The organism is Candidatus Marinarcus aquaticus, from assembly GCF_004116335.1.
Lineage (GTDB): Bacteria > Campylobacterota > Campylobacteria > Campylobacterales > Arcobacteraceae > Marinarcus > Marinarcus aquaticus.
Window position 1 is genome coordinate 208,775 of sequence record NZ_PDKN01000003.1, and the last position, 14,063, is coordinate 222,837.

Below are 14,063 nucleotides of genomic sequence, written 5' to 3' on the forward strand. Positions count from 1 at the left end.
AAGCAATAAGGGCACGAAGTGATAAAAAAATCAATTTTCAGAGAGTATGATATTCGAGGCATCGTTGGAGATGAACTCAATGAACAAAGTGTAAAACTCATAGGATACCATTTAGGGCAACAAACCATCCAACGTTCAAAAGAAAAAAATCCTGTTGTAGTTGTTGGTTTCGATGCACGAACACACTCTCCTGAACTCTTTGGTTATTTAACTTCTGGTTTCAACAAAGCAGGGTGCCAAGTACTTGGTATGGGCATGGTTGCAACGGGTGTAAACTACTTTGCTTCATTTCAAAAGTACTATGGAAAACGACCCAATGCTTCTGTGATGATTACAGGCAGTCACAACCCAAGCGAATACAATGGATTTAAAATCACCATCGAGAACAACCCTTTCTTTGGAGAAGACATCTACAGCATGGGCGATGAGATCATTCAAAACACTGCATTGAGCATTGAAGATAATGAAGCATACGAAGAGATTGATGTTAAAACAGCCTACATCAATTACATGGTCAAAGAGTTTGATCACTTAAAAGGAATGAAAGAAAAGTTTATCATCGATTGTGGAAATGGGGTTGCTGATACTGTACTTACAGCTATTTTAGACCAATTAGAGCTTAACTACGATGCACTTTATACCACACCTGATGGAACTTTCCCAAACCACCATCCCGACCCAAGTGAAGAGAAAAACCTAAAAGATGTCATGGAAGCACTCAAAGGGGAGTACGAGTACGCTTTTGCATATGATGGGGATGCAGACAGAATTGCCTTTTTAACCAAGAGAAACAATGTAAAAGGGGACATCATGGCACTATTGTTTGCAAAAACCATGAACAACCCTGTGATTATTGGGGAAGTAAAATGTACCCAAATCATGTACGATAAAATCAATGAAGCAGGAACGGCTGTGATGTATAAAACCGGTCACAGTAATTTAAAAGTCAAACTCAAAGAGCTCAATGCCGATATGGCAGCAGAAGTTTCAGGACACATCTTCTTTAATGACCGATATTTTGGATACGACGATGCTGTGTATGCCACATTCAGACTTTTAGAACTCATTCAAAATGGTATGGACATTGATAAAGAGATTGATAACCTACCTCAAGTATTCTCCACAGAAGAGATTAAAGTACACACCACGGAAGAGGAGAAGTTTGCACTCATGGATAAAATCAAAGAGAAACTGCAAACACCACCAAGTGATTTCCCAAAAATTCTGGACATCATTGATGTGGATGGAGTTCGAGTTATTTTTGAAAACGGTTGGGGATTGGTTCGAGCAAGTAATACTACGCCTGTGTTGGTTACTCGTTTTGAATCCACTTCACAAGAGTTGGCGAAACTGTATGAAACACAACTGAATGACCTTATTCAAAGTGCACAAGATGAACTTAGCAACACTGCAAATTAAAACCAGTGATAACTTTCAAGATAATCTTAAGAACTTAGAAAGAATTATACAAGAAGTACCAAAGAAATCTTTGGTACTCTCCAGTGAGCTTTGCCTCACAGGATATGCCTACAATGACCTTCAAAGCGCAGCTGATTTTACCACACAAGCCACAGAATCTTTAAAAAAACAAAGCTTGGATAAAACGATTAGTCTGACCATGACCACCAAAGAGGGCAATGACTTCTTTAACACCTTTTTTCTCTTTGATAAAGGGGAAATCATCCATACCCAACACAAAGCGCAACTCTTTACAGTCAATAATGAAGATGACTACTTTAAAGCAGGGAAAACCGATGCTGTAAAACTCTTTGAGTTCAATGGTTTAAAAATCGGAGTGCTTATCTGTTTTGAACTGCGTTTTATTGAGTTATGGCAACAACTCAAAGGTGCCGATATCATCTTGGTACCTGCATTATGGGGTGCACAAAGAAAAGATAACTTTGAGACGCTGTATAAAGCCTTGGCCATTGCCAACCAATGTTTTGTCATTGCCAGTGACAGTGCCAATGAAGAGTGTGCCAAAGGCTCTGGGATAGTGACTCCTTTTGGTGAAACCTTCAGAGATGATACCAGTGAGTGTATCATGCATGAAGCGAACTTAGAAGCGCTTCAAAAGATGAGAGAAAAATTGTTTGTAGGAATTAACGTATGAAAAGCATCATATTTGTCTGTTTAGGAAATATTTGTCGTTCCCCTTTGGCTGAAGCAGTTGCCAAAGAGTATGCACGGAAGAATAATCTGGGTTTATTTATTGAAAGTGCGGGAACAGGGGATTGGCATATCGGGGAGGCCCCATGTGAAAACTCAATTAAAGTGGCACATCAACGAGGGTTAGATATCTCTTCATATAAAGCACGACAAGTTACAAAAGAGGACTTCAGTGCGTTTGATGTGGTTGTTGGGTTAGATGACAGCAATGTGGCTAATTTAAAAGCATTGGGGTGTAAAAATCCATTGAAACTGGGAGATTTTGGTTACAACGGTGAAGATGTTCCTGATCCATACTTCTTTGATGGTTTTGAAGGGTTTGACAAAGTATTTGATATGATAGAGAGCTGTGTAACTCAGCTTTTAAACGAAAGGGTTTAGCCTTTTTTATGCTTGAGTTTTAGGGTAACTTGAGCACTCTTCTTTCTCAAAAGAATCAGGACAAGAGACATTGTCTTGACACTCCAGTTGAAGGTGGGCTTGTATCTCTTCCATGCTTACGCCATTATCACGTGCCAACAGTGAAAGCTTTGCAATTCGTGCTACGTGGTCAGGTATTTTTTTATAGGTTGTAAATGTGTTTGCTTTAATTCCTATGAGCTCTGCAAATTTTCCTTGAGAAGGAAATCCTGCTGTTTTTATAATTTTTTTAAACTCTTTTTTATCCACTCACTCTTCCCAAAATAACGATAGGTTATTATAATTAATTATCCTAAAAATCACATTAATACTATGTTTTTATAGCAAAGTATTTGACAATACTAGTTTTTTATAGTAAAATTCCGCCCAAAATTTTTAAGGAATTTTATTGAAAACAATACTATCAATTATGTTATTATTGTCACTCAACCTATTTGCAGCTGATTTTAAAGCGAGTGACTTAACCAACGATGACATTAAACTACTGAAGCAAATAAAACGATACGGACAGCAGTATGATCTTTCATATTCACTGATGGCCATTGCGGTCAAAGAGTCCTCACTAGGACGATATAAAGTCAATGTGGACAGTTTTGATTATGGATTATACCAAGCCAATATCAATACTGTTATCAGACGACACCAAGTTAAAAACTCCACCTTTAATCGTAACAGATTAGCGATGATGTTGATCAATGATTTTAAGTTTGCCACCAGCAATGCCATTGCAGAGTTGGTCTACTGGAAAGGTATTCATGGAGATAATTGGTTTAAAATATGGGCCAGTTATAATGCAGGATTTAACTACGACAGTTCACGTGCAATGCGATATTCAAAAGATATTAAAGTCATTATCAATGAGTTAAAAAAGGTCAAACAACTCATTGAGAGCTGATTATTTTTTCTTAACGATTTCTTGAGCTTGTTCGACCCATTTCTCTTCTAAAATACGTCCTTCAAGTTCAAGGTACTCATTGACCCACTGACAATTCTTTTTGCTCCATTTTGCCAACTGATCAAAGTGGAAAATACCCAACTGGTTAAGGGCCTCTTCGGTTTTTTCATCAATGCCTTCAATTAAGAGCAAGTCATCTTTACCTGTTGGTCGAGGTTTACTTAAGATAATTGGTCGATTGTAGATATTACCGTGTACTTTAAAGTCATGAGACGCTTTATAGGTGCATGTTTTTTGAGGTTGTTGCCTTGATGCTCGTCCTATTAAAAATCCAATCAGAAATCCTAAAGCGGATGCGATAACCAAACATAAAATAATTTTTGAAGCAATCTCAATCACAATCTATTCCTCTACTATATTTATTTCAACTCTGCGGTTCACCAAAGAGTATCCTTGTGGATCATTGGGTACAATTGGCATGGTTTCACCATACCCTTTTGCGGTTAAACGCTCAGGTTCAACACCCAAATCAATCAATATCTTCATCACACTTTGTGCACGTTGTTCAGAGACAAATTGGTTGAAGCTTTCATCCCCTTTTGCATCTGTGTGTCCTGCTACTTCAAAATGAAGCAATGGATACTTTTTAAGTATCACGCCAACAGCTTCAATGGTTTCCATACTTTTTGGCGTTACATTATAGCTCATTCGTTTAAAAATGATACCACTTTGTTCAATAATTGAATTGATTTCATCTTGTACGGCTTTATTGGTTTGAGGCACTTCTTCTTTTACCTCAGCTTTAACAGGTTCTTGTTTAGGTATTTGCACTTCAGCAGTGACTTTGAGAGGCGGTGTTGTTTCTTCTTCTTTTTGCACTTCTGTGACAGGTGTTTTTTCTATTTTTTCTTCAACTTTTTGCTCATCACTCTCTTCAAGTTGTTCAATATTATCGCTTTTTTCTTTGATGGTTTGTTCTTCCAAATTGACTTCATTTTCTTCAGTTGGAACAATCATCTCTTCATTTAAAGTTAAAGGTGTTGCCGTTTTAGGTTCAAAGTCGTCGATATGAGTATACACACACGTTGCCATTAGGGCAAGCAGTAATAGAATTAATAATGTAATTTTAGTCGATAAACTCATTCTTCTTCTTTTTTAATAATTTTTTAAATCGGCTTAAAAATAATTTAATTAACCATTATATAATAAATAAAATTAAGTGAAAGTATAAATTAAGTGATAATTTCAGCGAATTTAAAAAAAATCACTATTTAAAGAGAGTTTTTTCGCTGTAACTGCCAAAAGGTCGAAAGACGACCTTTAATATATTACAAGCGAATAAGAGATTAAAGAACCAACTGTGTATACCCCGATACACAATGCGTAAAACTTGATGTGGTCAGTCAGTGTCATCGCAAATCCTTTCTTTTGATATAATAAAATTATAAAAAGAGGCGGTTGCATTTTAGTTTCAAAAGGGAAACAATTTAATTACAAAAAAGAATACAAAGAGAGAAGGCCGTTCTTAACGACCTCTTAATTTAAGCCGTCGTAAGAACATACGACAACATTGCACCTGCTGTATAGGTCGAGATGCACAACGCATAAAATTTAATCTGTTCCATACTCGATAATTCGGCCATCTTCCATCCTTTTATCTGTTAAAAAAACTGTTAAGCGACTCACAACTGATTGATTTAAATTGCGTAATATCAGTTTAAAGTTTACTCTTTTTTTTTAAATCTACAAGACTATTTTCAATTAATTCATTTTTTTTACAAAAAATTTACATCCTTATGTTTTTTTATCATGCAGTAAGTTCAGTGGGATTTTTACTTCCAATGTTAGTTTCATTGGAGATCCGTTTTTTTCAAGACCACGAATAGCGAGCTGCACACCTTGGTTGCTGGCTGAAGAATGTTGTTGCGCATTTGTACGAGCGGTAGGGTCGTATGAAAAGTCATACGGACAGTAAAAAGGGCTGTTTCCAATTTCCATAATATACATTGTATATCAGGGAAAATTAAAAATAAAGAAAGTTTAAAAATTAGTTTTTTATCTTCTTATTAGATATAGTATTTTCATAACCCTTTATAAATGCATCTCTTTGCATACAATCACCCATAATACAAAGTTGAATAGCGGAATAAAGAGACCACCCTGCAGATTCTATTTCCTTATCTGATTTTACTTTCCCTTCTTTGAACATTTCACATCTCACTGAAAATAGACGTTTAACTTCTTCATTTATAATATCTGATTTTATTTCATTTTTAAAATATTTCTCACGTTTTTTCCCATTATTTTCATTTTTATAAAATACGTTTATTATTACTTCAAAAGCTATCCACAATAGAATAAAACGTTCTCTTGGGAATGTTTGAGTAAATGCACTTTCTAATAAAACATTAGCTTCTTCTGGAATTTTCAATACTTTTAAACCTTCAATATCTGGATTGTTGAACATATTTAGTTCTTGAATATCAAAACTAGAGGAAAAAGCTTTATCTGAATGCATGATTGGTTCGTTATTATCAGTTGAGTAATGTCTTATAAAAAGTAATTTTCTTGCAATAGTAACGCCAAATACCAACCTAAGCGTATTTACAACATTTAATGTTTGTATCTCATTTTCTTTTTCTTCCTCTTCACTCTTATAACAAAAAGTAAGCTTTATATTATTGCTATTTGCAGGAATAAAACATTCTCTTAATGTACTTATACATTGTCCAGATGTTTCATAATAGTTTGTCCATTTTAAATTTGGTGTTTCATTTTTTGATGGTATTACTATTGATATATCTACATTTTTAATATCATTTTCTTTAAAAAAACGTCGAATTCTTACTAAGTGTACTTGTTGTAATACTGATGTCCATATTGTTTCTCTAAAATGTGTAAAACCTAGTTCTTTCCATTCTCTAATTATTGTTTGTTTAAACTTATCACTATACATAGATACTCCTAAAAGAGATTTAATGCAGTCTATTTTTGTTAAGGTCAAGGCGGTGTGAGAATTTATTGAGGAGCTTACTTGAAGTAAGTGACTCAATAAATTTAAAATGCCAACGCTGAGATTGGCAAAAAGAGAGTGTAGAAAATCTCTTTTTAGAAGTCGTCGAAGTCGATTGAACCCTTAGAGTAGTTGACGACGTTCCCCTCAAAGAAATTCGTTCTCTGGTCATTAAAACTTGCATACCCATCAACCCAAGGAATAGGGTGTTTCACTCCATAAATTGGCTCATACCCCACAGCTTCTAATCGTCGGTCTGCTAGGTACTCAATATATTGTCGAATGATAGCATCGGTGAACCCTAGGATTTGCCCTTGTGTGATGTATGCACCCCAAGAGGCCTCTAAGTCAACCGCTTTTCTCATCATCCCAATAACGGTCTCTTTTAACTCAGGTGTGAACAACTCTGGTCGCTCTTTTCGTGTAGAGTTAATCATGTTTTGAAACAATAAAAGGTGTGTTACTTCATCTCGTTGGATAAATCGAATCATTTGAGACGTACCCAACATTTTGCCTGATTTTCCTAACGCATACATCGCTGCAAAGCCAGCGTAGAAGTATAATCCTTCTAAGATTTGGTTGGCAAACATCGCTAACACGACTTTTCTGTCATCCACATTTCCTGCTAGATTTCTATACACCTCAGCAATGTAGTTGTTTTTTTCTCGCAGTTTTACATCGCTTTTCCATTTATCATAAATTTCATCGGTATTATCTGAAATAGACTCCACCATAACGGCATACGACTTAGAGTGGTTTGCTTCTTCATACGATTGTCGAGAAAGGCACGCATTGACTTCAGGAGCAGTGATGTAAGGATTGATATTGTCCATTAAGTTGTTGGTTTGGAGTGAATCCATAAAAATCAACTGGCTTAATACCAAGTCATACATTCGTTTTTCTGCAGGCGTAAGATATTTGTAATCTTTTGCATCCCCTGTCATTTGAACCTCTTTAGGGAACCATGTATTGGCTTCCATTGTATCCCATAACTTTAACGCCCACTCATATTTAAGTCGCGTAAAGTTAATCATACCATCTGGGTTTCCTCCAAAGATTCTTCTTTGGTTTAAGTTCTCTTTTGAATCGGGGTTATATATCGTTTTTCTATCCATGTGTCTCTATCCTAATATTCTATTATTTTAAATGCTCTTTCTTATTGACAACCTGCACACTCTAAACTTCTGTCTTCTACGTCATTGGCAGCTTCTGGAGATTGACTTCGTAGGTAATAGGTCGATTTTAACCCAAGTTTCCATGCTAATGTATAGATTTCATGTAAGTATCGACCACTTGCTTTGTCCAAACTCATAAAGATATTGGTACTTTGCCCTTGGTCAATCCATTTTTGTCTAACTGCGGCTGCTTTGATGATATCGAGTTGATCCACTTCATACGCAGGTGTGTATGATGCCCACGTATCAGGGCTAAGGTTAGGGACAACCACAGGAATGAGTCCTGAGAGGTTCTCCTCAAACCATTTTCTTTTATACACAGGCTCAATGGCTTGTGTTGTTCCTACTAAAATAGAGATTGAACTCGTTGGGGCAATCGCCATTAAGTATCCATTTCTCATACCATCTTTTTGAACTTTTGCTCGTAACTCATCCCAATTATAGCCTGAATCAAACAGGTCTTTATCTACAATCGCGTTGGCAGCTTGTGGTGCATGGTCGTGTGGCATAATTCCTTTAGACCAGTTTGAACCATCAAATGTAGGGTATTTCCCTTTTTCAAGTGCTAAGTTTGAGCTTGATTCAATGGCGTTATACGAAACCGCTTCCATGATGGCATCAATCTTTTTAAGGTGGTCATTGCTTCCCCAAACCAGTTGGTGTTCTGCCACCATTTGTGACTCACCCATAACACCAAGACCAATCGCTCGTGTTTTTAAATTGGTTGCTTTTACTTTTCGTAAAGGATAGAAGTTTAAGTCAATGACGTTGTCCAACATTCGAATGGCAGTAGGTACCACTCTTCGGATGTCTTCATCGGTGTTGATTTTACTTAAGTTAATGGAGGCCAAGTTACACACAGCCGTGTCGCCATCGGTTCGCTCTTTTTCTACGATAAAAATTTGTTTACCACCAATAGAGTCAAGTGCGGTTACTTTGTTTGCTTTTTTAGTAATCCCCGAGTCTACTGTAATCATCTCGTGTTCATCATACGTTGCGATGCTTCCATCTTCAAATTCAAACTGTATTTTGTAGTAGTTTGGATTGGTGTTTTGGAAAATCTCTGTACACAGGTTTGAACTTCGGATGTGTCCTGAGTGTGCATTTGGGTTCGCTCGGTTGGCGTTATCTTTAAAGCATAAAAATGGGCTTCCCACTTCAAAATATGAGGTTAAGATTTTTTTCCATAAATCTTTGGCTTTGATGCGCTCTTTGGTGATGTTTTCATCTTGTTCATACTCTAAGAATCGTTTTTCAAACGCTTCTCCGTGAAGTTCTGACAAGTCTCTTACTTCGTATGGGTCAAAAAGTGTCCAAATACCATCTTCCATGACTCGTTGCATGAAAATATCAGGAATCCACAATGCAGGGAACAAGTCGTGCGCTCTTCGTCGCTCTTCCCCTGAGTTTTTCTTCAAGTCAACAAAGTCAACCACGTCCATGTGCCAAGGCTCTAAATAGACAGCAATGGCCCCTTTTCGTGTCCCCAATTGGTCAACAGCAATGGCGATATCGTTGGTGATTTTAAGAAATGGTACCGTACCACCCGCTGCACTTTTATGGTCATCAATCACCCCACCAAGGCTTCTGATTTGGTTCCAGTCCCAACCAATACCACCACCATATTTAGACAACAGTGCCATCTCTTTATACCCATCAAAGATACCTTCGATGTTATCAGGAGAACTACCAATATAACAAGAACTTAACTGGTGTCGGTTGGTTCGTGCATTTGAAAGCGTTGGTGTAGCTAACATCACCTCAAACTTCGATACCACGTCGTAGAACTCTTTGGCTCGCATCTGTTTGTTCTTTTCATTTTGTGCTAAGAACATTGCAATACCCATAAACATATGTTGTGGCAGCTCAATGGGTTGTGCTTTTTTATCTTTGATTAAATATCGATCGTAAAGTGTTTTAATTCCCAAATAGTTAAACTGAAAGTCTCGTGTTGGGTCAATGTGGTTATTTAAATCTTCTAAATCATACCCTTGTTCCAATCCTGGAATCATTCGTCCTGCATCTTGTGCCGTTTGAATATACTCTTTTAAGTGGCAATAGGCTTCACCTTTAATACCACCCGTGCATCGTCCTACTTTGTGGTATAAGTCAAACACAAAGAGTCGTGCTGCTACAAATGTCCAGTTAGGAACATCTATATCAATTTTTTCAACTGCTGTTTTAATTAACGCATCTTGAATATCCGCACTGCTCATTCCATCAATGAATTTGATTTGTGCATCCAGTTCGAGTTCACTTTGAGATACTCCGTCTAAATCCATCGTTGCAGCGACTGTCATCTTTTGGATTTTGGTAATATCTAAAACCTCTTTTCGTCCGTTTCGTTTTTGAATCATAATTGCCATGTTCTTATACCCACTTTACAATATTTTATTATCTATTTATTATTTATTTAAAAACTCTATTGAAAATTGCGTCTACATTTTTTGTATAGTATTCGTAGTTAAAGCACTCTCGGATTTGCTCCTCAGAGAGTTTACTTCGTAACTCATCATCACCTAATAGGTATTGTAAATATAAAGACTCACCTTTTTCGTTTGTGGTTGGTTTACCTTGTTGTAAGCCTTCCCAAACTTTCATTGCGTTTCTTTGAACAATTTTGTACGCATCTTCTCGACTTACACCCGCTTTTGGAAGTTCCAATAATACTCGTTGTGAAAATACCAATCCTCCTGTTAAGTTCAGATTTTTCATCATGTTCTCTGGCATAACTGTCAGGTTTGCTATCACGTTGTTCATTCTGTGAAGCATGAAATCCGTAGTAATAAATGCATCAGGAAGCCAAAATCTCTCAGTAGAACTATGTGAGATGTCTCTTTCATGCCACAGTGCCACATTTTCCATTGCTGGAGTTGCATACGCTCGGATCATTCGTGCCAGACCCGTGATATTTTCTGTAAGAATAGGATTTCGTTTGTGAGGCATTGCAGAAGAACCTTTTTGCCCTTTTGCAAAATACTCTTCTGCTTCGTATACTTCCGTTCTTTGAAGGTGTCTTACTTGTACCGCAAACTTCTCAACAGAAGAAGCAAGCAGCGCCAAAGCTGTAGCTAACCTTGCATATCGGTCTCTGTGCACGACTTGGTTTGAACACGGCTCTGGTTTCAGTCCCAATTCTGCCATGGCGTACTCTTCAAGCTCTAAAGGTGCATGTGCAAAGTTCCCCATTGCTCCTGAGATTTGTCCCACGCAAATAACATCCATGGTCTCTTCAAGGTTTTTAAGGTGTCGTGCTACTTCGTCATACCATACTGCAAGTGTCAGACCAAATGTGATAGGCTCCCCGTGAATACCGTGGCTTCGTCCCACCATCAAAGTCAATTTGTGCTCTTGTGCTCTTTTTTTGATTGATTCCATTAACATCTTAACATCATCAATGATAATCTCCAAAGAGTCTCTCATTTGAAGTGCAACGCCTGTGTCAACTGCATCTGAAGAGGTCATTCCGTAGTGGAACCATCGTGATTCATCACCTAAACTCTCACTTACACTTGTGTTAAATGCGATTAAGTCATGCTTCGTAACCGCTTCAATCTCTTCAATTCTTTCGACTGAGAACGTTGCATTTTTAACGATCTTTTCACAATCATCATCGGGAATCAATCCCAGTTTATTCCAAGCTTTAACTGCTGCTTTTTCTACCTCAAGCCATGCTGCATAACGTGCATGTTGAGTCCATTTTGAGCTCATCTCTTCTCTTGCGTACCGTTCTACCATCTATCTCGTCCCTTATCCCATTTTTATCGATATTTTTAATATTTTTTAGTATGATATGGTAACTTAATTAGCCAAAGATTTTGTTTAACTTTTGGCCAAATTTGAAATAAATTTAGGAAATACTATTGCCCTTTGTTTTAAAAAAGTATGCAACACAAAAAGATAAAAAAATTCAAATATTTTTAATGCAAAACCTCGATCTAGAGCCCAAAACAGCGCAAAGGTTAATCAATCGAGGTCGAATATTTAAAGAGGACATGAACTCTTATATGATGTCTGAAATTATCACCGAAGAGCACCTATATGTCGCCGAGTTTGAGGGGCATACACAAGGGCTTAAACCCCTGCTTACTTTTGAAGAGTTTGCCCTGTTTGATAAACCCACCAATTTAATGGTTCACCCCATTTCAAAAAAGACACCTTATTCACTTTTAGATGAAGTGAGGTTCCATTTTGGACAAAAAGCCAACTTGATTCATCGTATTGATGCAGAGACTTCTGGGCTTGTTTTAGTAGGACGAAATTTAAAAAGTGTCAAAACACTTAAAACGATGTTTGAAGAAAAAAAATACAACAAATCCTATTTGGCCATTGTCCAAGGAGAAATCACGCAAGAGCTTCATATTGATTCTTCTTTAGAGCGTGAAGGTAAACGAATTGGGGTGCGTATGAAAGCAGGTGAAGAGGGCAAAGAGTCTTTAACCATCATCAAACCCATACAATATAATAAAGAGAAAAATCTTACGTTAGTAGAAGCCATACCCATAACAGGTCGACAACATCAAATCAGAGTGCATCTGTACTCTGTGGGGCATCGTATTTTGGGAGATCCTATTTATGGGGTGGAAGATGAGTATGCCGAAGGGTATTTGAATAAAACGCTTTCAGAAGAAAAACGCCAAGAAGTGACTAAGAGTCACCGTCTGTGGCTGCATGCAAACTACTTAGAGTTCACTTATAAAGGGGCAGTGTATAAAATATACTCTAAAAATGATGACATACTTCACCATTTCAAGACAAAATAGACCCTCCTTGTCTTTGATTAATAAAAACTAAACTCTGATACGCGACGTCGCTGACGTCGCACTGCATTGAACTTTTCATATATTTACCTTAAAACTAATATAATTGAGCCAGCAATAATCGCTAACTCTAATAATGCGATTGTTATAAATTCGCTTTTTGATTCACTAAATCTTTTTTTAATTGTATTCATTTTAACTCCTTAAAATTATTAAGGAGGGTCTATAGTGTAGGTATATAATAATAAAAACGCCTTAAATAAAAAAGGTCTTTATAAAAGAGTTGATTTTTTTAAGTTTTTATGAAGCCAAAGTACAGTGAAAACAGTTGCTGATATCACCACAGGTGGCACAGGCAGGTGCTGTTTTTCCAATGCAGTCGTACAAATATTTCTTCCAACGTACATCATCGGGTTTGATATTGGCCAAACTCGTAAAGTGTTGTTTCATGAATTGACCCATGTATTCACGACTCTCAAAGCCTAAATCAGAGTAGAGGTGTCCCATCTCTAAAGAGGTTTTTGCAATCAAAGGTGCCAACTCATTTTTGGCGTAGTCATCATTGGCATGTTGTTGCAACAGCTCCAATACATCTTTTTCCATCAACGCTAAATCTCTCATAAATCACCTCCTTAATCAAGATCACAAAACTCTACGTCCAAACACTCTGGCTTTTTTAAACCATTGTTTTGATCCATATAGAGATTTTTAAGTTCGCTTAACTCACAAATGGAGTCAGGGAAGCGTTTGATATTGTTGTCTTCAATATCCAACTCGTGCAGATGTTTGAGATTTCCAATGTTTTCAGGCAGTTTAATCAAACTGTTTGAACTCACACTCAAATAACTTAATTGCTCTAAATTACAAACTTCATCGGGCAAAAACGTCAAAAAGTTGTTATCCAAAATCAAAATCTTTAAGTCTTCTAACGCACTCACATCAAAATCCAATGAACTCAATGAGTTATCGCTTAAATCAAGTTTCATCAACATATCATGGGACTCCAGTGACGGCAGGTCTTTGAGTTCATTTCCCTCTAAAAGTAGCGTCTCCAGCTCTTCAATGTTTGAAATGGACTTGGGCAAACTTTTGAGGTGGTTAAACGACAGATTCAAATAATACAACGATTTCATGCTTGAAAAGGCATCGGGCAACATCTCAAACTCATTGGTATCCAGTGATAAAAAGAGCAACTTTGAGAGGTTCTCTAACTTTGTAGAGAGTTCACTTAAATGATTTGCAGCCATCGTCAAACGGGTCAAGTTTCTTAATTCATAAAACTCTTCAGGCAAAGAGGTCAACTTATTCACACTCAAATTCAAAATCATCAATTTGGAAAGTTTTCCAATGCTTTTGGGCAACACTTCAATAAGATTGTTTTCACACTGTAAGTTTCGCAAATGTTTGAGTTTGCCAATACTTTCAGGCAGTTTTGTTAAACGGTTATTTGAAAGTTTCAAGACATGCAAGTTCTCTAAACAGGCAATACTCTCAGGCAGTTCTGTCAATTTCTTACGCGTTAAATCCAAATGCGTCATAATCTTAACATCATCAGGATGGATTGAGACGGTGTCTTGCAATCCTTGCGATATGACCCATTTAGCAAAATGTTCGTACTGTTCTTGCATACT

General features: G+C 37.0%; 15 protein-coding genes. 5 read left to right on the forward strand and 10 right to left on the reverse strand.

Going from position 1 to position 14,063, the window contains the following annotated elements:
* Positions 1-18 precede the first annotated feature (18 nt).
* The 3 genes from CRV04_RS05920 to CRV04_RS05930 are packed head-to-tail and all read left to right on the forward strand — an operon-like array spanning position 19 to position 2,550.
* Positions 19-1,419 (forward strand): phosphomannomutase/phosphoglucomutase, encoded by a 1,401-nt coding sequence (locus CRV04_RS05920; protein WP_128995904.1) that lies wholly within the window; start codon positions 19-21, stop codon positions 1,417-1,419.
* Positions 1,394-2,113, forward strand: a complete 720-nt coding sequence (locus CRV04_RS05925; RefSeq protein WP_128995905.1) for a carbon-nitrogen hydrolase family protein — start codon at positions 1,394-1,396, stop codon at positions 2,111-2,113. The genes CRV04_RS05920 and CRV04_RS05925 overlap by 26 nt, the downstream gene beginning before the upstream one ends.
* Entirely contained in the window at positions 2,110-2,550 is a 441-nt protein-coding gene (locus CRV04_RS05930) for a low molecular weight protein-tyrosine-phosphatase (RefSeq protein WP_128995906.1), read from the forward strand. Before CRV04_RS05925 ends, CRV04_RS05930 begins: the two co-directional genes overlap by 4 nt.
* A gap of 6 nt (positions 2,551-2,556) precedes the next feature.
* Here CRV04_RS05930 and CRV04_RS05935 read toward each other — a convergent pair whose 3' ends face one another.
* Positions 2,557-2,838 (reverse strand): hypothetical protein, encoded by a 282-nt coding sequence (locus CRV04_RS05935; RefSeq protein WP_128995907.1) that lies wholly within the window; start codon positions 2,836-2,838, stop codon positions 2,557-2,559.
* Between the two features lie 139 nt (positions 2,839-2,977).
* Here CRV04_RS05935 and CRV04_RS05940 point away from each other — a divergent pair, with 139 nt between their 5' ends.
* On the forward strand, positions 2,978-3,484 hold the full coding sequence (locus tag CRV04_RS05940; protein ID WP_228126489.1) for a transglycosylase SLT domain-containing protein: 507 nt from the start codon (positions 2,978-2,980) through the stop codon (positions 3,482-3,484).
* Here the strand turns inward: CRV04_RS05940 and CRV04_RS05945 are convergent, their stop codons facing one another.
* From CRV04_RS05945 to purB, 7 genes are all read right to left on the reverse strand, one after another.
* Positions 3,485-3,883, reverse strand: a complete 399-nt coding sequence (locus CRV04_RS05945) for a hypothetical protein (protein ID WP_128995909.1) — start codon at positions 3,881-3,883, stop codon at positions 3,485-3,487.
* A gap of 3 nt (positions 3,884-3,886) precedes the next feature.
* Positions 3,887-4,627 (reverse strand): OmpA family protein, encoded by a 741-nt coding sequence (locus tag CRV04_RS05950; RefSeq protein WP_128995910.1) that lies wholly within the window; start codon positions 4,625-4,627, stop codon positions 3,887-3,889.
* A gap of 651 nt (positions 4,628-5,278) precedes the next feature.
* Positions 5,279-5,482: a hypothetical protein gene (locus CRV04_RS05955; protein WP_128995911.1), complete on the reverse strand. Its 204-nt coding sequence runs from the start codon at positions 5,480-5,482 to the stop codon at positions 5,279-5,281.
* Between the two features lie 49 nt (positions 5,483-5,531).
* Positions 5,532-6,440 (reverse strand): hypothetical protein, encoded by a 909-nt coding sequence (locus tag CRV04_RS05960; protein WP_128995912.1) that lies wholly within the window; start codon positions 6,438-6,440, stop codon positions 5,532-5,534.
* Positions 6,441-6,592: 152 nt separating this feature from the next.
* Positions 6,593-7,612, reverse strand: coding sequence for a ribonucleotide-diphosphate reductase subunit beta (locus CRV04_RS05965; RefSeq protein ID WP_128995913.1), 1,020 nt, complete (start codon positions 7,610-7,612; stop codon positions 6,593-6,595).
* Positions 7,613-7,653: 41 nt separating this feature from the next.
* Entirely contained in the window at positions 7,654-10,038 is a 2,385-nt protein-coding gene (locus CRV04_RS05970) for a ribonucleoside-diphosphate reductase subunit alpha (RefSeq protein ID WP_128995914.1), read from the reverse strand.
* Positions 10,039-10,081: 43 nt separating this feature from the next.
* A complete protein-coding gene (purB, locus tag CRV04_RS05975; protein WP_128995915.1) occupies positions 10,082-11,410 on the reverse strand; it encodes an adenylosuccinate lyase in 1,329 nt (442 codons plus the stop codon).
* Between the two features lie 125 nt (positions 11,411-11,535).
* Here purB and CRV04_RS05980 point away from each other — a divergent pair, with 125 nt between their 5' ends.
* Positions 11,536-12,435, forward strand: coding sequence for an RluA family pseudouridine synthase (locus CRV04_RS05980; protein WP_128995916.1), 900 nt, complete (start codon positions 11,536-11,538; stop codon positions 12,433-12,435).
* A gap of 297 nt (positions 12,436-12,732) precedes the next feature.
* On the opposite strand, the gene CRV04_RS05985 is transcribed toward CRV04_RS05980, so the two are convergent.
* Together CRV04_RS05985 and CRV04_RS05990 are read right to left on the reverse strand one after the other, a co-directional pair.
* A complete protein-coding gene (locus tag CRV04_RS05985) occupies positions 12,733-13,053 on the reverse strand; it encodes a nitrogen fixation protein NifQ (protein ID WP_128995917.1) in 321 nt (106 codons plus the stop codon).
* Positions 13,054-13,064: 11 nt separating this feature from the next.
* Positions 13,065-14,060: a leucine-rich repeat domain-containing protein gene (locus tag CRV04_RS05990; RefSeq protein ID WP_128995918.1), complete on the reverse strand. Its 996-nt coding sequence runs from the start codon at positions 14,058-14,060 to the stop codon at positions 13,065-13,067.
* Positions 14,061-14,063: the final 3 nt, after the last annotated feature.

Coding starts and splice junctions, on each gene's coding strand:
- CRV04_RS05930 (WP_128995906.1), top strand. CDS start 2,110: ATGAAAAGCATCATATTTGTCTGTTTAGGAAATATTTGTCGTTCCCCT.
- CRV04_RS05985 (WP_128995917.1), bottom strand. CDS start 13,053: ATGAGAGATTTAGCGTTGATGGAAAAAGATGTATTGGAGCTGTTGCAA.
- CRV04_RS05925 (WP_128995905.1), top strand. CDS start 1,394: ATGAACTTAGCAACACTGCAAATTAAAACCAGTGATAACTTTCAAGAT.
- CRV04_RS05990 (WP_128995918.1), bottom strand. CDS start 14,060: ATGCAAGAACAGTACGAACATTTTGCTAAATGGGTCATATCGCAAGGA.
- CRV04_RS05950 (WP_128995910.1), bottom strand. CDS start 4,627: ATGAGTTTATCGACTAAAATTACATTATTAATTCTATTACTGCTTGCC.
- CRV04_RS05970 (WP_128995914.1), bottom strand. CDS start 10,038: ATGGCAATTATGATTCAAAAACGAAACGGACGAAAAGAGGTTTTAGAT.
- CRV04_RS05960 (WP_128995912.1), bottom strand. CDS start 6,440: ATGTATAGTGATAAGTTTAAACAAACAATAATTAGAGAATGGAAAGAA.
- purB (WP_128995915.1), bottom strand. CDS start 11,410: ATGGTAGAACGGTACGCAAGAGAAGAGATGAGCTCAAAATGGACTCAA.
- CRV04_RS05965 (WP_128995913.1), bottom strand. CDS start 7,612: ATGGATAGAAAAACGATATATAACCCCGATTCAAAAGAGAACTTAAAC.
- CRV04_RS05955 (WP_128995911.1), bottom strand. CDS start 5,482: ATGGAAATTGGAAACAGCCCTTTTTACTGTCCGTATGACTTTTCATAC.